The sequence below is a fragment of the Ferrovibrio terrae genome (genome assembly GCF_943371255.1).
In the GTDB taxonomy this organism is placed as follows: domain Bacteria; phylum Pseudomonadota; class Alphaproteobacteria; order Ferrovibrionales; family Ferrovibrionaceae; genus Ferrovibrio; species Ferrovibrio terrae_B.
In genome coordinates, this window is the sequence record NZ_CALRUC010000087.1 from 1 (window position 1) to 18,510 (window position 18,510).

Below are 18,510 nucleotides of genomic sequence, written 5' to 3' on the forward strand. Positions count from 1 at the left end.
CAGCATGGCGGCGCCGGTGGTGCCCATCCAGCTGGCCAGCACCGTGCCGGCGGCCAGCAGGCCGGTATTCAGGCTGGGGCTGCCATGCAGGTTGCCGCGGATGCGCACGCCGCCGGCAATCACGAACAGCGCCAGCAGCAGGATGGTGAAGGGCAGGTATTCGTGCAGCGCTACTTCCAGCACCACATGGGTGGCCGCGCCAATGCCGCTGTGCAGCCCGAATGGAATCAGGAAGGCCAGCCCCCAGGCAGCGGCGATCTTGCCGTAATGATGATGCCAGAAAGACGGCGCCAGCAGCGGCAGCAGGGCGATGGAGAGCAGGATGCCGGCAAAGGGCAGGCCCCAGAGCAGGCTCAGGGCCGCGCCGTCAATGGCGGCGGCCTGTGCGGGTGCCGCGAAGCCGCACAGCAGCAGCGTTGCAAAAACAGCAGCGGGAAATATGGCTGGCATCGCGGCGCGCCCCCTCGGTTGTTATTCGCGTCGTGTGTCGCATAACCGATATGGGGGGCGCTGCCGTCGATGGCAACCCTTGCTGGGGTCGTGCCAGGTCAGAACATGAAGAACAGCAGGGTAACAAGCGCGAAACATGGCAGCAGGATGCCGCAGCTCCAGGCCATGTAGCCGAAGAAGCTCGGCATCTTCACATTCATCTCTTCGGCAATTGCCTTGACCATGAAATTCGGCGCATTGCCGATATACGAATTGGCGCCCATGAACACCGCGCCGGCCGAGATCGCCAGCAGCGTGGTGGCCAGTGTTCCCATCAGCACCTGTGCGTCGCCGCTCGCCATGTTGAAGAACACCAGATAGGTCGGCGCGTTGTCGAGGAAGCTGGAGAGAAGGCCGGTCAGCCAGAAATACATCACGTTGTTCGGCGAGCCGTCGGCATTGGAGGCCAGGCTGACCAGCGCACCAAGCGCGCCATCGGGGCCGGCGCGCAGGATGGCGATGGCCGGGATGATGGTGACGAAGATGCCGGCAAACAGCTTGGCCACTTCGGCGATCGGACCCCAGGTGAAGCCGTTGTCGCGGCGCGTCTGCTGCGCGGTCAGCTTCAGCGACAGGCCGGCAATCACCAGCAGCAGGATGTCGCGGGCCAGGTTCTGCAGTTCGACGCCGACGCCGAACACGCTCAGTTCCACGCCGGGTTTCCAGGTGCCCGACATCAGCACGGCCAGAATCACGGCGCCGAGCAGCACCAGATTGATGCCGCCTTCCATGCCGATGGCGCTGTCGGGCGTCGGATCGGGCGCGATGATGCTTTCCTTTTTGTAGAGATAGCTGTCCAGGGCATAGAACAGGCCGAGCAGCACCACGGCAACCAGCAGGGTGGGCATGAACAGCGCCTTGGTGGTCCAGAAGAAATCGACACCCTTGAGGAAGCCGAGGAATAGTGGCGGGTCGCCCAGCGGCGTCAGTGCACCGCCGATGTTGGAGACCAGGAAAATGAAGAAAATCACCACATGCACATTGTACCTGCGGTTATCGTTGGCGCGGATCAGCGGCCGGATCATCAGCATGGATGCGCCGGTGGTGCCCATCCAGCTGGCCAGCACGGTACCGATGAACAGCATGGCGGTGTTCAGGCTGGGCGAACCATGCAGGTTGCCGGTCAGCCGCACGCCGCCGGCCACGGTGAACAGCGCGAACAGCAGGATGATGAAGGGGATGTATTCATGCAGCGCCACTTCCAGCAGCACATGCGCGGTGCCGCCGGCGCCGATCTGCAGGGCGAAGGGCGCGATGACGCACAGGCTCCAGAAGGCCGCCACCTTGCCATAGTGGTGATGCCAGAAGGTCGGGGTGAACAGCGGCATCAGGGCAATCGAAAGCAGGATGCCGGCAAACGGCAGCACCCACAGGATGGTCAGGCTGCGTCCATCGATGGCGGCGGCCTGGGCCGGCAGGGCGGCGAGCAGGACAAGCGCACAGACAGGCGCAAGGCGCAGAAGACGCAGACAGGTCATGATTCCCCCGATATCCCGAAATAGCCGCGCAGCTTAACGGCGCGGGCGGGGCGGGATCAACCCGGCTGGCGACCGGGCGGCCCCTGGTCCGGCGGCGTTTCGCCCGCCGTGGTCACATAGGGCGCCTCCGGTTCGTCATGGCCGGCCGGGTCCTGGTGGATGATGATGCCGGCGCCGGGGAACAGGGCCAGCAGTTCGGCCTCGATCTCGTCGGAAATGCGATGCGCCTCGCGCAGGGAGATCTCCGGGTCGAGTTCGAGATGAAACTGGATGAAGACCTGCGTGCCGGCCTGGCGCGTGCGCAGATCGTGCAGGGCGCGTGCCTTGTCGTGGCGGCGCACCACGGCAAGAACGCGCTCGCGGTCGGCATCGGCCAGCTCGCGGTCCATCAGGTTGTCGAGCGCGCCGCGCACGATGTCGATGGCGCTTTTCACGATGATGGTCGCGACGATCAGTGCCGCGACGGCATCGACCCAGACATAGTCGGGCTGGCTGGCCAGCAGCAGGGCGATGATCACGGTCAGGTTGGTGGCCAGATCGCCGACATAATGCAGCCGGTCGGCAGCGATGGCGAGCGAACCGGTCTGCCGCACGATGTGGCGCTGGTACAGGATCAGGCCGCCGGTCAACAGGATCGACAGCACCATCACGGCGATGCCGGCGGGGCTGCTGCCGATCGGCTGCGGGGTGATCAGATGCTGAATGCCGGTGATGAACAGATACAGCGCCGAGCCGGCCACCAGCGCGCCCTGGCCCAGGCCGGCGAGCGCCTCGGCCTTGCCGTGCCCGAAGCGATGTTCGTCATCGGCCGGCGTCAGCGCGTGGCGCACCGCGAACAGATTGATGGCCGAGGCCACGCCATCGAGCAGGCTGTCGACCAGCGAGGCGAGCAGGGCGACGGATTCGGTCTGCAGCCAGGCCGCCAGTTTTGCCGCCACCAGCAGCAGTACCACCAGCACCGAGGCATAGGTGGCGCGGCGCATCAGCCGCGCTTTGAGGGCCGGATCGTGGGCGTCGGTCACGGGTACAGCTGTTCGGTCGCCCAGGGTGCCGCCGCATCAGCGCGGCGATAGACCAGGCGTTCATGCAGGCGGAACGGCTTGTCGGTCCAGAACTCGATATAGCTTGGCGCGATGCGGAAACCTGACCAGTAGGGCGGCCGCGGCACTTCGCCGATGGCATGCCTGGCGGCATATTTCGCCACCGCGGCTTCCAGCGCGAAACGGCCTTCCAGCGGGCGCGACTGCTGCGAGGCCCAGGCGCCGATGCGGCTGTCGCGGGCGCGCGAGGCGAAATAGGCATCGGCCTCGGCATCACTCACCACGCTCACCGCGCCGCGAATGCGCACCTGGCGCCGCAGGCTCTTCCAGTGGAACACGGCGGCCGCCTGCCTGTTGGCCAGCAGTTCGGTGCCCTTCTGGCTTTCGAAATTGGTGTAGAAAACGAAGCCGCGCGCGTCGTGATCCTTCAGCAGCACCATGCGCACATTGGGCAGGCCATCGGTATCGGCGGTGGCCAGCGCCATCGCATTGGCATCGTTGGGCTCGCTGGCTTCGGCCTGTTTGAGCCAGGCGGAGAACAGGGCGAACGGATCGGCGGCGGGGGTCATGGTCTGACTCTGTTAAGGTCTGGGCAAGTCTTTGGGACTGCGAAACAATCGCGACAAGGCCGGACCGGGTCCGGCATCATGTGATGTTACAGTGTGCCGCGAAGTTACCCAACCCCCGCCGCAATCCCGCCGTAATCCCCGCTCAGATTTTCTGTCGTACCCGCCATGGGTATGTCCAAGGGGATCACGACGTCCATGAACGCCATTTCGCATCGCTTTGCCGCTCCGCGCCGCTATACGAGTGTGGTTGCCGCAATCGGTATCGCAGCCCTGGTTGCCGCCTGCGCCAATGACAGCGGCCCGAAGCAGACCGGTGGCGCCGTGCTCGGCGGCATCGGCGGCGCCGTCGCCGGCGCCCAGTTCGGCAAGGGTACGGGTACGCTCGTCGGCGTCGCCGCCGGCACCCTGATCGGCGCGCTGCTCGGCTCGGAAGTCGGCAAGTCGCTCGACAAGGCCGACCGCACCTATATGGAGCGCGCCAACCAGCGCGCGCTCGAAACCACCCCGTCCGGTACCCAGGTGTCCTGGCGCAACCCCGACAGCGGCAATGCCGGCACCATCGTGCCGCAACCGGCCTACCAGGCGCCGGGCGGCGAATATTGCCGCGAGTTCCAGCAGACCATCCAGGTCGGCGGCGAAAGCAAGCAGGGCTATGGCACCGCCTGCCGCCAGCCCGACGGCAGCTGGAAGGTCATGCACTGATGTCCCGGCCCGGGCGCTGCAGGGCGCCGGGCTGAATACCTACGTATTCCTCTTTCCCTTCCCCCCAGACTAAACGGCGTATCCTTTCGGATGCGCCGTCTTTTTTTGTGATGTGTTAACCCTGCGGGCCCAGAATGGCGCGGTTGCCCGGCAGAAGCCGGGTGGCAGACATTGCAGAGGAGGGGGCCAGAATGGTCGCCGAGATTGCCAGGGATTCTGCTCGGGCAGAGATGAGCGCCCAGAACCGTGCCTTTCTTGAGGCGCGCGATGCGCTGGTTGCCCTGCGGGCGCCGCGCCAGAAAACCGATGCCGAGCGCAAGCTCGACGAAATCCTGCAAAACCTGAAAGCCGAGAAGACCGACGCGGCCAGGGAAGCGGCGCGCCGCAAGATCGCGCAGCTCAAGGCCAAGCTGCAGGCGCTGAAATTGGCTGCCGGCTCGGCGGCGGCCACCGGCGATGCGAAACTCGCGCGCAAGGTGGCCAAGGATATCCGCGATGCGGCGCGCGAGCTGGGCAAGGCGCTGAACGAGGCCGGTGGCAGCAGTGCCACGCCGGCCATCACCGGCAACAGCGGCAGTGCGGCCGACAGCGAAAAAGCCGCCACGCAGCAGAAGCAGGCGCTTGCCGCCGGCAACGACCTCGCCGCCCTGAAAGGCGAAGCGGCCGAACTGGCGAAAGAGCTGAAGAAGATCATGCGCAAGCTGCGCGAGACGGCTTTGCATCCCGGCCTGAACAGAAAAGACCGCGGCGAGATGGACCGCACGGTGGGCGAGGCCGAGCGCGCGCTGTCCGGCCTGCAGGCGGCTGCCGCGCCGGGCACCGGCGGCATGGTCGATATCACCACCTGATCCGCTGAAGTGCCCGGTTCAGACCGGGCTCGCCACCGGCAGGCGCAGATGTATGGCCGTGCCGCCCGCCGCGGCTTCGCTCTGCAAGCTGCCGCCGTGATGGCGCACCAGCTCCTGCATGATGGCCAGGCGCAGGGCCAGATCGCTGGCATGATAGGGCGCGCGCTGCTCGAAACTGTGCAGCGGCCGCGCCTCGCCCGTTATCGCCGGCAGGGCCGCCTGGCTGGTCAGGGTGATGCGCATCGCCGCGTTGTCTGCGGCCGTCGTCAGGGCCAGGCGGTTTCCCGCCGGCGACAGCTGGATCGCTTCCTCCAGCAGGGTGACAAGGATCTGCTGCAGCCGCCGCCGGTCGGCCACGACGCTGCCATGCGTATCGCTGACCGCCAGCTGGCAACCGCTCTGCTGCAGCACAGGCTGCACCTGTGTGACGGCTGCGGCGATCGCCGTCGAGACATCCAGCTGTTCCGGCCGCAGCGCGAAATGGCCGGCCTCGATCTGGGCGATATCGAGCAGATCGTCGATCAGGGCCAGCAGATGGCGGCTGCTCTTCAGGATCAGCGCGCCGTATTCCGCCGCCTTCGCACTGCCGGCCCTGAGCTGCGGCAGTGTCAGGATCTCGGCGAAGCCGATCACGGCATTGAGCGGCGTGCGCAGTTCGTGACTGAGATTGCCGAGAAAGTTCGTCTTGGCCAGGCTGGCACGCTCGGCTTCCGATTTCGCCTTGATCAGGGCGTTTTCATAGTTGCGCTGCCGGGTCACGTCGCGCAGCGTGCCGGCCACGCGGAGGATTTCTCCATCACTGTCGCGCACCGTCTCGTTGACCGCGAGCAGGATGCGGGGCTCGCCGCCGGGAATGGCGACGCGGAATTCTGCTGTCGTCTGTGTCGAGTCATCGCGCGCGGCCCTGATGCTGTCCGACAGTCTGTCGCGGTCCTCGGGATGCACGCGGGCCAGGAAGGCTTCGGTGCTTGCCTGGATGCTGCCCGGCGCCAGGCCGATCAGGCGGTAGAACTGGTCCGACCAGAAGGTCGTATCGCGTTGCGCATCCCAGTCCCAGTTGCCGACATTGCCGATGCGCTGGGCGTTCTGCAGCGAGTCGAGGGTGCGGCGATAGTTCTCTTCCGCCACATCGCGGGCGGCCTCCGCCATCTTCCGGGCCTGGTCGATCTCCTGCAGCAGCTCGGCATTGCGCAGTCGCAGGGCGGCCGAACGCAATTCCTTGTCATGCGCGTTGTGGCTCCAGATCGAGGTGAAAATTGCAAAGACCAGGCCGCAGAAGGCAATCGTCAATGCGCCGGCGCTGCTTTCCACCAGGCAGCGGATCAGCGGCGGTGCGAGGGTGGTGATCATGAACGTATAATAGGATGGCAGATGCACGCTGCGGGTCAGCACGCTGAGGGTGATCAGCCCGCAAAGCGCAAAGCCGAGCGTGATCTGCGATTCGAAATCGTTGGGCACGAAGCTGAACCAGCCGAGCAGGCCCCAGCCGGCACCGGTGACCGCCGATGCCAGTGCGAAACGGTTGGTCCAGGACCTGGCTGCCGCGAAAGGATCGGGGCGGGCGGCGAAGCCGCGCCGCAGATGGTCGAACCACAGCGTACCGGCAAGGTTGAGCCCGAAGGTGAGCGCCATCTGCCAGATTTGCAGGCTGTTCCAGAAGGCGGCGAACAGACCGGCCATGAACAGGAACGCCATGTATCGGGTCGGGCGGCTGAGCCGATACAGCCGCTCGGCGATCACGGCCTCGATGAGGGGGCGGTCGGCCGGTCTGGGTGTTGCGTCTGTCTCGTGGATCAACCGTTTGAGCAGGGCTGGGGATACCCCCTCAGGTTTGTTCATGCGGCCCGGGTGCGGTAGGGAAAGATCAGAAGCAACTTACCGACTCGGTCGCAAATTGCCATGACTTCTTTGTCCGCGCGCGCGCGCGCGTCTACGTAGGGTTGTCGGCGGCCATCGTGCCGGCATCCGATGTGTCACTAAGGTGGTTCGGCGGTTAACCCCTGTCGGGCCGTTTCAGTCTAGACTGCCGTAATGGTCACTTCAGTCACCGGCAATCCCATCACTGCCCCGCAGGCCGCGACAAAGGTCGTGCGCGTGAAAACCGATGCCGAAGTGAAACTCGACACGGTTCGGGCCGATCTCAAGAAAAGCAGTGCTCTTGGCGGTGCAGGCGCGACACCGGCCGATCTGGCGCGCCGCAAGATCGAGCATGCCAAGCTGAAGCTGGCCGGCCTCACACTGGCGGCGGGTTCGGCCGCGGCGCTGGGCAACGGCCGCATGGCGCGCAGTGTGGCCGACGATATCCGCATGATCGCCCGCGACCTCAGCCGTGCGCTGTCGGGCAGTACCGGCAGCGGCATTACGCCGCCGCAGCCCAAAGCCCTGACGCTGACGGCGCCGGCTGTAACCGATCCGTCAAAGCCGCTGACCGCGGCGCAGTCGGCGGCGGCGCAGATCAAGGCCGAACTGGGGCTGGGCCCGGCCGGCAGCATCGATACGGGTGCGCTGGCCGGCCTGAAAGCTGATGCAGCCACCGTGACGAGTGCACTCGCCAAGGTGATGAAGAAACTGCAGCTCACCGGCATGAACCCGCTGCTGCAGGGCCGTGACCGCAGCGCGATGCAAAGCGCGTTTGGCGACGCCACGCGCGAACTCGCCAATCTTCAGAAGGCCAGCGCGCCCACCACGGGCATGACGGTGAATCTCCGCACCTAGCGGCAGTCTTATGCTTTCCCGACAATCCCCGCCGTGTCAGCGGCCAACGATGACCGCGGCATTGACGCCGCCGAAACCGAATGCATTCGACATCGCATAGTCGATCGCTTTCGCCCTGGCCTGATGCGGCACCAGGTCGATGCCGGCGCAGGCCGGGTCGACCTGATCGAGATTGCGCGTCGGCGGCAGCAGGCCGCTGCGCACCGCCAGCAGGGCATAGATCGCCTCTACCGCACCTGCCGCGCCCAGCAGATGGCCAATCGCCGATTTTGTGGACGACATGGCAAGCTGGGCAATGTGATTGCCGAACAGGCTTTTCACCGCAGAGATTTCGGCGGCATCGCCCACCGGTGTCGCCGTGGCATGGGCGTTGATGTAGCCGATCTGGTCGACGGTCAGGCCCGCGGTGTCGAGCGCGATCTGCATGGCGCGTTTGGCACCACGGCCATCCTCGGGCGGCGCGGTGATGTGATGCGCATCGCCTGTCGTGCCGTATCCCAGGACGCGGCCCAGGATCTGTGCACCGCGCGCCCGGGCATGGTCCAGCGATTCCAGCACCAGGATTCCGGCGCCTTCGCCCATCACGAAACCGTCGCGGTTGGCATCGAAGGGGCGCGAGGCCCGTGCCGGATCGTCGTTATGCGCCGTGGCGAGTGCGCGGGCGGCGGCAAAGCCGGCAATGCTGACGCGGTCGATACAGGCCTCGGTGCCGCCGGCCACCATCACATCGGCCTCATTGCTGCGGATCATGCGCGCGGCATCGCCGATCGCCTGGGCACCGGCGGCGCAGGCGGTCACCGGGCAGCCGAGCGGGCCTTCCAGGCCGTGGCGGATCGAGACATGGCCGGCGGCCAGGTTGCCGAGGAAGGAGGGGATCACGAAGGGCGACAGCTTGCGCGGGCCGGCGCGTTCCACCGTGCGGGTCGCTTCGGCAATCGCCGGGAAGCCGCCGATGCCGGTGGCGATGATGCAGCCGGCACGCGTGCGGGCGGCGGCATCGGCCAGGGTCAGGCCGGCCTGCTTCATCGCCTCGCCGGCCGCGGTCAGCGCAAACTGGATGAAACGGTCCATCTTGCGGCGGTCTTTCGCCGGCGCTGCCGTGTCGGGATCGAAGCCCTGCGCGTCGTCTTTGATATCCGGCACGATGCCGGCCACTTTCGCCGGCAGGTCAGACGTATCGAAGCCGGTGATATGGCGCAGGCCGGATAATCCGGCCGTCAGTCGCTGCCAGTTGGTTTCGACGCCGACGCCCAGCGGCGTGACCAGGCCCAGTCCGGTGATGACGACTTCGCGCATGGCGCTTCTCCCCAAGATGAATAAAATTGGCGGATAATAGATGTATATACAGATATTGCAGGTACAGATAAGCTTTGGGCGACCGGTTTGCAAGGCCAGCTGTTTGCAAATCTGGCAAAGCCGTTTATCTAGAAGGATGGCCCGCAAAACCGACCCTGTGCTGGAGTCTGCCGCGTTCCGCCAGTTGATGGAGGAGGGCTGCACTGTTTTGCGCCTGCATGCGGCCACCCGACTCAGCATGCAGGCCTATAACAGTTTCATGGCGGAGGTCGATCTCACCATGCCGCAATTCGCCACGCTGGCCTCGCTCTATCAGGAAGACGGCCTCTCCATGGCGGCGCTGGCGCAGCTGATCGGTGTCGATGCCACCACGCTGACCCGCAATCTGCGCCTGCTGGAACGGCGCGGCCTGGTCATACAGGATACCGCCGCCGATGACCGCCGCCGGCGTGTGGTGCGGTTGACTGCAGAAGGCCGCAGACTTTTCCTCCGTGCAGTGCCGCTATGGCAGAAGGCGCAGGCGGCGCTGAAGAAACGCCTCGGTGTCGCGCAGATCGAGACTTTGCATAAGCAGCTGACGCAGGTGGTCGAAAAACTGCGCGGCGCATAAAAGAAGCTGGAGGAACCATGCTGACAGAAGTCTTTTCGCTGGCTGTCGATGTCGGCGTGCCGCAGAGCATCGGCAGGGATGCGAGCGGCGAGCGCCGCTGTGTGCCGATCACGGGTGGCAAGGTCAGCGGGAAGCTTTCCGGTGTGATTCTGTCTGGCGGTGCGGATTGGCAAACGCTTCGTCCCGATGGCCTGGCCGATCTCGATGCGCGCTACATGCTCAAACTCGATACTGGCGCGCAGGTCGAGGTGTGGAGCCGCGGCCTGCGCATCGGTCCGGCGGAGGTGATGGCAAAGCTGGCGCGCGGCGAGCGTGTCGATCCATCGGCCTATTACATGCGCACGGCGATGCGGTTCGAGACGGCGGCGCCGGATCTGCAATGGCTGGTGCATCGCCTGCATGTCGGCCTGGGCGAGCGCACGCCCGACCAGGTGCTGCTGAAAGTCTTCGCCGTCGACTAATCCGGTTCGTGGCGCAGCAGGCCGCGAATCCAGGCGACGCTGCCATCGGCGGCGCGCTCGCTTTCGGCAATCGACTGTAGCCAGCGCGGCTTCGCGGTTTCGCCTGCCACGCGGAAGCTGACCGAATCGCGTGCCGCACCCTGGCGCAGGCGCTGGTAATGGGCGCGCACGATCTCGCGGTCATCCGCGTGCACGCAGTCGAGCCAGGCGGCCAGGGCGGCCGGGCAGGATTGCGGTGCCAGGCCGAGCAGGCGGTAGAACTGGTCGCTCCAGGCCACCGCGCCATCGGGCGCCTGCCAGTGCCAGGAGCCGGTCTGGGTGATGCGCTGCAGCGTCGCCATATCGGCCTGCACCGCGTGATGGGCATTTTCCAGCTCGGCATGGCTGGTTTCGGCGGCATGGCGGGCGCGGTCGATCTCGCCGATCAGTTCGGCGTTGCGCAGGCGCAAGGCGGCAGACAGGCGTTCGCGCCGGTTGTTGACCTGGGCGCAGAAGCATTGCGCCGCCAGCAGGATGGTGCCGAAGAAGGCCATGCCCACAGTGCTCGGTTCGCCGAACAGGAACCCGCGCGCGAAGAACGGCACCGAGATGCCGATGATGAAGGCGTAGAAGGAGGGCAGGTGCATCGCCCGCGTGTTCAGGCTGCTGGTGGTCAGGCCGGCCCAGGCGACGCAGAGCAGGGCCTGCAGGGCAAAGTCGCCGGGCGGATAGCCGAACCATCCGACCAGGCCCCAGCTCAAGCCGGTGGCGCCGCAGCCGATGGCAAAGCGCATGCCCCAGTCGGTGGTGGTGTCGTAAGCGCCGCTTTCGGTATAGGCGTCGCGCAGGCGGTCGAGATACAGCGTGCCGGCGGCATAGAGCAGGCCGATGCCGGCGATATGCCACCAGGTCAGATAGTCCTGATAGATCACAAAGGCGCCGAACAGCATCGGGATCGGCACATAGCGGGTGGCAAAGCTGCTCTGGTACAGCCGCTCGATCAGCATGGAATCGACTTTGGGATCGCGGCCATCAAGCAGCGATTCGTCGTCCTCACTCAGCCGCTGCAGCAATGCAGCGGATGCGGTTTGCTGATCCTTCACGCCCTGTCCTCATCGCCGGCTTCCGACCCGCAGCGGCAGAGCGCAGGGTATCACCCGCATGGCGAATCAGGCCAGCACCAAGCCGCGCGGCGCGTGGGATTTGATGTGGAAAACGGCCGCCGAAAGACTCGCGAAACGGGTGGTCAGCCCAGTTCCGCGCGCAGCTTCTGGCGCAGGATGTCGATCGGCTTGAGCTGGCCTTCGACCTCGATATGCCAGAAGGTCCAGCCGTTGCAGGCGCTGGCGCCCATCACATGGGCGCCCATCTTGTGGATCGAGCCGCTGGCATCGCGGGTGGCGAGGCTGCCATCGGCGCGAACCTTGGCGGAAAACCGCCGTGACTGGTCGAACAGCACGGTGCCGGGCTGCAGCAGGCCGCGTTCGACCACCCAGCCGAACGGGATGCGCGGCTCGTCTTTCTTCGAGCGCATGGTCTCGACATCGTCATGCGCGGCCGGCTGCACGATGGCGATGCGGCGCTCGGCCGCCTTGGCATAGGCGGTTTCGCGTTCGATACCGATGAAGCGGCGGCCGAGCCGCTTGGCCACGGCGCCGGTGGTGCCGGAACCGAAGAAGGGATCGAGGATCACATCGCCCGGCTTGGTGGAGGCGATGATCACACGATGCAGCAGGGCCTCGGGCTTCTGGGTCGGATGCGTCTTGGCGCCGGTCTCGCCGCGCAGGCGTTCACCGCCCGAGCAGATCGGGATCAGCCAGTCAGAGCGCATCTGCAGGTCTTCGTTCAGGGCCTTCATGGCGTCGTAGTTGAAGGTATAGCCGCGCGCATTCTGGTCCTTGCTGCACCAGATCAGCGTTTCATGCGCATTGGTGAAACGCTTGCCGCGGAAATTCGGCATCGGGTTGGTCTTGCGCCACACCACGTCGTTCAGCATCCAGAAGCCGAGATCCTGCAGCTGGGCGCCGAGCCGGAAAATGTTGTGATAGCTGCCGATCACCCAGATGGTGCCGTTGGGCTTGAGCAGGCGCTGCGCCGCCTTCAGCCAGGCCTGCGAAAACTTGTCGTATTCGGCAAAGGAGGCGAACTTGTCCCAGTCGTCATCGACCGCATCCACCACGCTGTCGTTGGGGCGGCGCAGTTCGCCGGTGAGCTGCAGGTTGTAGGGCGGGTCGGCGAAAATGCAGTCGATCGATTCCGCCGGCAGCGCATTCATCTGCGCGATGCATTCGCCGAGCAGGATCTTGTCCAGCGGCAGATCGGGATGCGGCAGGGTCTGCGCCAGTTCGGCCCGGGCGGGCTTGGCCATGAGAGGCTTGGCACGCGTCGCGGTTGCGGTGCGGCCCGTATCCGGGCTGGTGCCGACCAGGCTGAGATGGCCCTTGCGCAGCCCCGGTTTGTTGCGGGACTTGCTCGTCGGATCGATAAATGTCGGCGCCATCTGCGGATCATCCCCCTAAAACGATCCGCAAGTCATTAGATTCTTTAGGTTATTAACCCGTTAACCTAGATGTAGAGTCATCTGCTGGGCTACAGGCGCAAAACCTAGTCTGTGATGGGGGGTAACGCCGGCCGCGGCCAGGCCGGCCTGATGCGCCGCGGTGCCATACCCCTTGTTTCGGTCCCAGCCATAGGCCGGATAGCGCAGGTGCAGTTTGGCCATGGCGCGGTCGCGCACCACCTTGGCGACAATGGATGCAGCGGCGATCGACAGGCTGAGCGCGTCGCCATCCACCACGCCGGTGGCGGGGCAGCACAGCTGCTTCGGGCAATGGGGCCCGTCGATCAGCGCATGGGCCGGAATCACCCGCAAGGCCGTGACGGCGCGCTGCATCGCCAGCATGGTGGCGTGGAAGATGTTGAGCCGGCCGATCTCGGCCACCGATGCGGCGCCGATGCCGATATGGGCATGGCCGTCGCGGGCATAGTCGAACAGCCGCACAAACAGCGCCTCGCGCTGTGCCGCCGTCAGTTTCTTGGAATCGTCCAGGCCTTGCGGCTTGCGGCGCCGGTCCAGGATCACGGCGGCGGCGACCACCGGCCCGGCCAGCGGGCCGCGGCCAGCCTCGTCCACGCCGCAGATCAGGCCGCCGGCGGGATCGGCCGCCAGCCTCAGTTCCAGCGCGAAATCCGGCATCGCGCCGATTCTCCCAAATGCCAAGCAACTGCCATGCGGCGCATTATATACTTGCCTGCCTTGCCCGCATCCGGCGCGGTGTGGGAAAGTTATAAAATACCCAGAGCAACCGGCGGAGCAGCATGCAGTCCCAGATCGTAGATGCAGATGGCGAAATCCTCACCCGGCGCCAGGGCGCGATCTTCCTGATCGGGATCAATCGCCCGGCCAAGCTGAACGGCTTCACGCCGAAGATGCTGAAGGAACTGGCTGCCGCCTACACGGCGTTCGAGGCCGATGCCCAGGCGCGTGTCGCCGTGCTCTATGCCGAGGGGCCGCATTTCACCGCCGGCCTCGATCTGCCCAAGGTGGCACCCCTGATGGGCAACAACAATCTGCTGGTCGCGCCGGGCCAGATCGATCCCTGCAACAATGCCGGTCCGTTCCGCAGCAAACCGGTCATCGCCGCCGTGCAGGGCATCACCTATACCATCGGCATCGAGCTGATGCTGGCGGCCGATATGGTGGTGGCGGCGAGCGACTGCCGCTTCAGCCAGCTGGAGGTGAAGCGCGGAATCATGGCCACCGGCGGTGCCACCATCCGCATGGTCGAACGTGCCGGCTGGGGCAATGCCATGCGCTACCTGCTCACCGGCGATGAATTCGATGTCGCCACCGCATTGCGCTTCGGCTTCGTGCAGGAGGTCACCGCGCCCGGCGGCCAGCTGAACGAGGCGATCCGGCTGGCCGAGCGCATCGCTGCCCAGGCGCCGCTGGCGGTTTCGGCCACGCTGCGCAATGCCCGCATCGCTGTGGAAACCGGCCCGGCCGCCGCGGTGGCAAATTTCCATCCGACACAGAAGGCACTTATGGCCAGCGAGGATGTTAAGGAAGGTGTCGCCAGTTTCGTGGAGCGGCGTGCCGCGCGTTTCAAGGGACACTGACCATGCGCCGCCTTGCCATTGCCACCTGTCTGACCGCCAGCCTGCTGGTGCCATCGCTGGCGCCATCGCAGGGTTCGGCGCAGATTTTCATGTCGCCCGACGATGCGAAAAAAGTCGGCGCGCAGGAGCATCCGAAAATCCTCAAGGAGTTCGGCGGCGCCTATGACGATCCGGCAATCGGCGCCTATGTCGCCGGCATCGCCGGGCGCATCGCCGGCCAGTCGGGCCAGCCGGCCTCCAGTTTCACCTTCACGGTGCTGAATTCGCCGGTGGTCAACGCCTTCGCGCTGCCCGGCGGCTATGTCTACATCACGCGCGGCACACTGGCGCTGGCCAATAACGAAGCCGAGGCCGCCGGGGTGCTCGGCCATGAGATCGGCCATGTCATCGCCCAGCATTCGGAAAAGCGCTATGACCGTTCGCTGATCACCCAGGGCGCGGTTGGCATCGGCTCGGTGCTGGGCTCGATCTTTCTCGGCTCCGGTGCCGGCGATCTGGTCGGCCAGCTTGGCAGCGTTGGCGGCGGCCTGTATCTCGCCGGCTTCAGCCGCGAGAACGAGCTGGAAGCCGATACCATCGGCGTGAAGCTGCTGTCGCGCGTCGGCTACGCACCCGATGCGCAGGCGGGCTTCCTGCAATCCCTCAGTGACTACAGCGGCCTGGAAAGCAAGAAGGCCGGCGCCGCCGGCAAGGATCGCATGAACGATCTGTTCGCCACCCATCCGGGCGGACCGCAGCGCGTGCGCGAGGCGATCGCGGCGGCGAAGGAACAGCCGGTTGCCAATCCGGTCTACCGCCGCGACGAATATATGGACCGCATCGACGGCATGATCTACGGCGACGATCCCAAGGAAGGCGTGGTGCGCGGCACCACCTTCACGCATCCCGGCCTGCGCCTCAGTTTCTCGGTGCCCGATGGCTGGCGCATCGCCAACAGCAGCGATGCGGTGCTGGCCAGCGGCCCCGGCGGCAAGCTGCAGTTCGATATCGAAAGTGACAAGAAAAAGCTGCAGGCCTCGCGCAACGCGCTGGATTACCTCACCCGCATCTGGGTGCCCAACCTGCGTCTCAGCAATGCCGAGGCGATCAAGGTGAACGGCATGCCGGCGGCCACCGCGTCTGGCCGCATCCAGCTGAAAAGCGGCAACGCCGATGTGCGCTTTGTCGCGGTCGGTTTTCCGACCGATGCCATCCTGCGCTTTGTCATCATGGCCCCGGTGGGCGGCCTGGCTAAAATCGACCCGGCGATGATCCGCAGCATCAACACGCTGAAGCATCTGTCCGAGGCCGAGGCCAATGCGGTGCAGCCGGTGCAGCTGAAGGTGGTGAAGGTCGGCAGCGGCGATACGGTGGAGACTTATGCCAAAACCGCGCCGCTGGGCTCTTATGCGGCCGAACAGCTGCGCGTGCTCAACGCCCTGCAGCCCGGCGAACAACCCAAACCAGGCGAGCGCTTCAAGACGGTGGAGTAAACCGGCTCAGTTCGGCTGCAGGCCGGGAATATCGCCCAGGCGCCGGCGCAGGCGGGTCAGCGCCTGATGCTCCAGCTGGCGCACGCGCTCCTTTGAAATGCCCATATGCGCGCCGATGCGCTCCAGCGTGATCGTGTGGTCGGAGAAGAAGCGCGCCTGCAGGATGCGGCGTTCGCGTTCGGGCAGGTCGGCCAGTGCCTCGCCCAGCCAGCGTTTTTTCAGCCGGCTGTCATGCCGCGCCATCGACAGGGCTTCGGGATCGGGCCGGTCATCCACCAGCAGATCCTGCCAGTCGCTGTCGCCATCGACGCCGATCACCGCATTCAGCGAGCGGTCGCCGGCGGCCAGCCGGCCTTCCATATGGGCCACGTCGCTTTCGCTGACATTGAGCTGGCGCGCCAGCATGCGGCGGCCTTCCGGTGTCAGCACATCCTGGCCGCCGCGCTCGATGCGGGCGCGCAGGCGGCGCAGGTTGAAGAACAGCGACTTGTGCGCCGCCGTGGTGCCGGTGCGCACGATCGACCAGTTGCGCAGCACGAAATCTTGGATCGCGGCGCGAATCCACCAGGAGGCATAGGTGGAAAAGCGCACCTCGCGCGCCGGCTCGAAGCGCGCGGCCGCCTGCATCAGGCCGAGATTGCCTTCCTGGATCAGGTCGCTGACCGGCAGGCCGTAATGGCGGAAGCGCACGGCCGTCGAAATCACCAGCCGCATATGCGGTGCCACCAGTTTATGCAGCGCGGTCTGGTCCTGGTGATCGCGCCAGGCCTGGGCGAGCGTGACCTCCTGCTCGGGCGACAGCAGCGGCAGCCGCATGGCACGGCGCACGAAGGCGCGGTCGCCGTCAACAACGGCACCAGCACCGGCACGGAGAATGGGATCGGCCGCAGGCGCGCCGTCCTGGGCATCCACTGGGGTAAGTCGGCTCCGCTCTGGCGTCATGGCAGCCTCGCTGGTCTGCCAATTCTACGCCTGCGGCCGGCAAGCGGATCACTCACGGCTGCGTGAAACAGCCACCACCGGTTAAGGCCTGCGGATCAGAGTACCGTGCGGGCCGTGGTTGAGGCGCCGGGGCGCAGGGGCGGACGCCAGGGCCCGGCAATGTTGCAGGCGAGGAACCGGCACACCTTGCCATCGGGCCCGGCCAGCGGCAGGGCCAGCCGCTGCCAGGATTCCACCGCCACATGGGCCGGCGGGAAATGGTGCGAGTAATACGAGGCCCGGCGCAGCCAGGCGGCGCGGTACAGCGCGCGGAAGAAGATCGACACGTAGTTGCCGCCGTCGATATCCGACAGCAGCCGGCCGGTCATGTCGCGGCCATAGGTCTCTGCCACCTTGGTGCCATAGACGCGGAAGCGGCCATTCCAGCCGTCATCCAGCACATCGATCAGCAGGATATGGCCCAGTGCCGGCTTGAGATCGAAGGGCGTGACCGCGCTGGCCTGCGGCAGGGTGGCATCACCACGCAGCGCGTCCCAGTACGCGATCAGAAATCGCAACACATCATGATCGGTAACCGCACTGGTTGGGGACCAGGTCAGCGCTTCCAGTCTTGCGCCACGGGTGGCGAAATAATCCTTGAGGATCGGTTGCCGGTCATCGAGAAGATCTGCGACCAGCTGCTCCATTTCGGAGGTCTGCATGCGCGCCATGCTACCGGTGCGGTCAGCCGGCGCAACCATCAGGGCTTGGTTTACCGCCTAAATCGCGAAACTTTCAACAATGGCGCCGTCGAGCCCGAAACAGGCGACATTGAGTGGACCGCCAAAGCCGGCGCCGCCATCCAGGCAGCAGGTGAAGGCATCGAGATGGGCGCCTTCGCCGCGCGGATTGCCGCCGCTGACCACGCGACGGAAGCCGGCATAGGGCTGGCTTAAGGAACGGAAGGCCGGCGAGCCCCACCACAGATGATCGGCCTGCGCGGTCAGCGGCACGGCGGGATCGATGCCGGCATGCACGAACAGCAGCTCGTTGCCGCCGGAATAGGCAGCGCGGCGGAAGCTACCGAACAGGTCGTCATGGCCGGGATGCTTGCGGATCGCGGCGCGGAGCGAGTTGGTCCAGCGGCTGATGCCCAATGCGCCTTCGCGCAGGATGCCGCGGCCCTGTTGCGGATCGACGCCATAGGCCTGCAGCACCGGTGCCAGGCCGTGACGCAGCATCCAGTCGAATACCTCGCCCGGGCCGGGCGCGAACTGGATCTGCAAAAGCTTGCGCCACATCTCTTCCTGCGCGCCACGCAGATAGACGATGTCTTCCGGCTCGGCGCCGGGCAGGCAGAGGAAATCGCGCCGGAAGGCCAGCAGCGCATCCATGGTGGCGATGGTATCGGCGCCATGGCCGATCATGTTGCCGAGATAGACCAGGCGGTCGCCGGGCAACAGGCGCGCGGCCAGCTCGTCATGCGCGTCGCTCAGGCGCGCGGCTTCGGCATGGATGGCGGCGACGGCCCAGATGCGGCGGGCATGGCGCAGCACGGCAAAGGCCGGATCGGCCGGTGTCGCAGACTGGGGTGCCGCAGACTGGGGTGCCGCAGACGCAGGAACAACCGCCGCCTTGGGAGGCAGAGCGGGGATGGGAGCAGTGCTAAGCGGCGCGGACAAATCGATAACGAATCGGCCAATGAAAAGCGGGTCCGGCAACCGATGCTACCGGACCCGCTGAAGAATGCGAGCGAAAAGCCGTGTGATCTTTTCGCGTCCGGCGTGACACCGGAACGAAACGGAATCAGG

At 65.8% G+C, this 18,510-nt stretch carries 19 protein-coding genes; 7 read left to right on the plus strand and 12 right to left on the minus strand.

Going from position 1 to position 18,510, the window contains the following annotated elements; genetic code table 11:
* The 4 genes from AAG799_RS16550 to pdxH all read right to left on the minus strand — a co-directional run.
* Window positions 1-450 (minus strand): sodium:proton antiporter (locus tag AAG799_RS16550; RefSeq protein ID WP_341897773.1); only part of this gene is annotated, 450 nt, incomplete at its 3' end.
* A gap of 98 nt (window positions 451-548) precedes the next feature.
* The gene (locus tag AAG799_RS16555) at window positions 549-1,967 is read right to left on the minus strand and encodes a sodium:proton antiporter (RefSeq protein WP_341897774.1); all 1,419 of its coding nucleotides are present in this window, start codon (window positions 1,965-1,967) and stop codon (window positions 549-551) included.
* 56 nt (window positions 1,968-2,023) lie between these two features.
* Window positions 2,024-2,989, minus strand: a complete 966-nt coding sequence (locus AAG799_RS16560; protein ID WP_341897775.1) for a cation diffusion facilitator family transporter — start codon at window positions 2,987-2,989, stop codon at window positions 2,024-2,026.
* A complete protein-coding gene (gene pdxH / locus AAG799_RS16565; protein WP_341897776.1) occupies window positions 2,986-3,576 on the minus strand; it encodes a pyridoxamine 5'-phosphate oxidase in 591 nt (196 codons plus the stop codon). The genes AAG799_RS16560 and pdxH overlap by 4 nt, the downstream gene beginning before the upstream one ends.
* 195 nt (window positions 3,577-3,771) lie before the next feature.
* Between pdxH and AAG799_RS16570 the strand changes: the two genes are divergently transcribed.
* Entirely contained in the window at window positions 3,772-4,278 is a 507-nt protein-coding gene (locus tag AAG799_RS16570; RefSeq protein WP_341897777.1) for an RT0821/Lpp0805 family surface protein, read from the plus strand.
* Between the two features lie 230 nt (window positions 4,279-4,508).
* On the plus strand, window positions 4,509-5,126 hold the full coding sequence (locus AAG799_RS16575; protein WP_341897778.1) for a hypothetical protein: 618 nt from the start codon (window positions 4,509-4,511) through the stop codon (window positions 5,124-5,126).
* A gap of 18 nt (window positions 5,127-5,144) precedes the next feature.
* On the opposite strand, the gene AAG799_RS16580 is transcribed toward AAG799_RS16575, so the two are convergent.
* Window positions 5,145-6,821, minus strand: a complete 1,677-nt coding sequence (locus AAG799_RS16580; RefSeq protein ID WP_341897779.1) for a HAMP domain-containing sensor histidine kinase — start codon at window positions 6,819-6,821, stop codon at window positions 5,145-5,147.
* 336 nt (window positions 6,822-7,157) lie between these two features.
* Here AAG799_RS16580 and AAG799_RS16585 point away from each other — a divergent pair, with 336 nt between their 5' ends.
* The gene (locus AAG799_RS16585; protein ID WP_341897780.1) at window positions 7,158-7,841 is read left to right on the plus strand and encodes a hypothetical protein; all 684 of its coding nucleotides are present in this window, start codon (window positions 7,158-7,160) and stop codon (window positions 7,839-7,841) included.
* A gap of 36 nt (window positions 7,842-7,877) precedes the next feature.
* On the opposite strand, the gene fabF is transcribed toward AAG799_RS16585, so the two are convergent.
* Entirely contained in the window at window positions 7,878-9,137 is a 1,260-nt protein-coding gene (gene fabF, locus AAG799_RS16590) for a beta-ketoacyl-ACP synthase II (RefSeq protein WP_341897781.1), read from the minus strand.
* Between the two features lie 136 nt (window positions 9,138-9,273).
* On the opposite strand from fabF, the gene AAG799_RS16595 reads away from it, so the two are divergent.
* Window positions 9,274-9,747 carry a MarR family winged helix-turn-helix transcriptional regulator gene (locus AAG799_RS16595; protein WP_341897782.1) on the plus strand — a complete coding sequence of 158 codons (474 nt, stop codon included), beginning with the start codon at window positions 9,274-9,276 and terminating at the stop codon, window positions 9,745-9,747.
* 17 nt (window positions 9,748-9,764) lie between these two features.
* Complete coding sequence (locus AAG799_RS16600; RefSeq protein ID WP_341897783.1) at window positions 9,765-10,208, plus strand: DUF3237 domain-containing protein; 444 nt, start codon at window positions 9,765-9,767, stop codon at window positions 10,206-10,208.
* Here the strand turns inward: AAG799_RS16600 and AAG799_RS16605 are convergent.
* The 3 genes from AAG799_RS16605 to AAG799_RS16615 form a co-directional block, all read right to left on the minus strand.
* Window positions 10,205-11,290, minus strand: coding sequence for a PAS domain-containing protein (locus AAG799_RS16605; protein WP_341897784.1), 1,086 nt, complete (start codon window positions 11,288-11,290; stop codon window positions 10,205-10,207). The two genes, AAG799_RS16600 and AAG799_RS16605, sit on opposite strands and share 4 nt — an antisense overlap.
* A gap of 143 nt (window positions 11,291-11,433) precedes the next feature.
* Window positions 11,434-12,555, minus strand: coding sequence for a site-specific DNA-methyltransferase (locus AAG799_RS16610; protein WP_341897791.1), 1,122 nt, complete (start codon window positions 12,553-12,555; stop codon window positions 11,434-11,436).
* Between the two features lie 192 nt (window positions 12,556-12,747).
* Window positions 12,748-13,383 carry a ribonuclease HII gene (locus tag AAG799_RS16615; protein WP_341897785.1) on the minus strand — a complete coding sequence of 212 codons (636 nt, stop codon included), beginning with the start codon at window positions 13,381-13,383 and terminating at the stop codon, window positions 12,748-12,750.
* Between the two features lie 122 nt (window positions 13,384-13,505).
* On the opposite strand from AAG799_RS16615, the gene AAG799_RS16620 reads away from it, so the two are divergent.
* Both AAG799_RS16620 and AAG799_RS16625 read left to right on the plus strand, forming a co-directional pair.
* Window positions 13,506-14,306 (plus strand): crotonase/enoyl-CoA hydratase family protein, encoded by an 801-nt coding sequence (locus tag AAG799_RS16620; protein ID WP_341897786.1) that lies wholly within the window; start codon window positions 13,506-13,508, stop codon window positions 14,304-14,306.
* Window positions 14,307-14,308: 2 nt separating this feature from the next.
* Window positions 14,309-15,778, plus strand: a complete 1,470-nt coding sequence (locus tag AAG799_RS16625) for a M48 family metalloprotease (protein ID WP_341897787.1) — start codon at window positions 14,309-14,311, stop codon at window positions 15,776-15,778.
* 6 nt (window positions 15,779-15,784) lie between these two features.
* Here AAG799_RS16625 and AAG799_RS16630 read toward each other — a convergent pair whose 3' ends face one another.
* From AAG799_RS16630 to AAG799_RS16640, 3 genes are all read right to left on the minus strand, one after another.
* Window positions 15,785-16,690 carry an RNA polymerase factor sigma-32 gene (locus AAG799_RS16630; RefSeq protein WP_341897788.1) on the minus strand — a complete coding sequence of 302 codons (906 nt, stop codon included), beginning with the start codon at window positions 16,688-16,690 and terminating at the stop codon, window positions 15,785-15,787.
* A gap of 125 nt (window positions 16,691-16,815) precedes the next feature.
* Entirely contained in the window at window positions 16,816-17,421 is a 606-nt protein-coding gene (locus AAG799_RS16635) for a PAS domain-containing protein (RefSeq protein ID WP_341897789.1), read from the minus strand.
* A gap of 57 nt (window positions 17,422-17,478) precedes the next feature.
* On the minus strand, window positions 17,479-18,255 hold the full coding sequence (locus AAG799_RS16640; RefSeq protein WP_341897790.1) for a hypothetical protein: 777 nt from the start codon (window positions 18,253-18,255) through the stop codon (window positions 17,479-17,481).
* Window positions 18,256-18,510 lie beyond the last annotated feature (255 nt).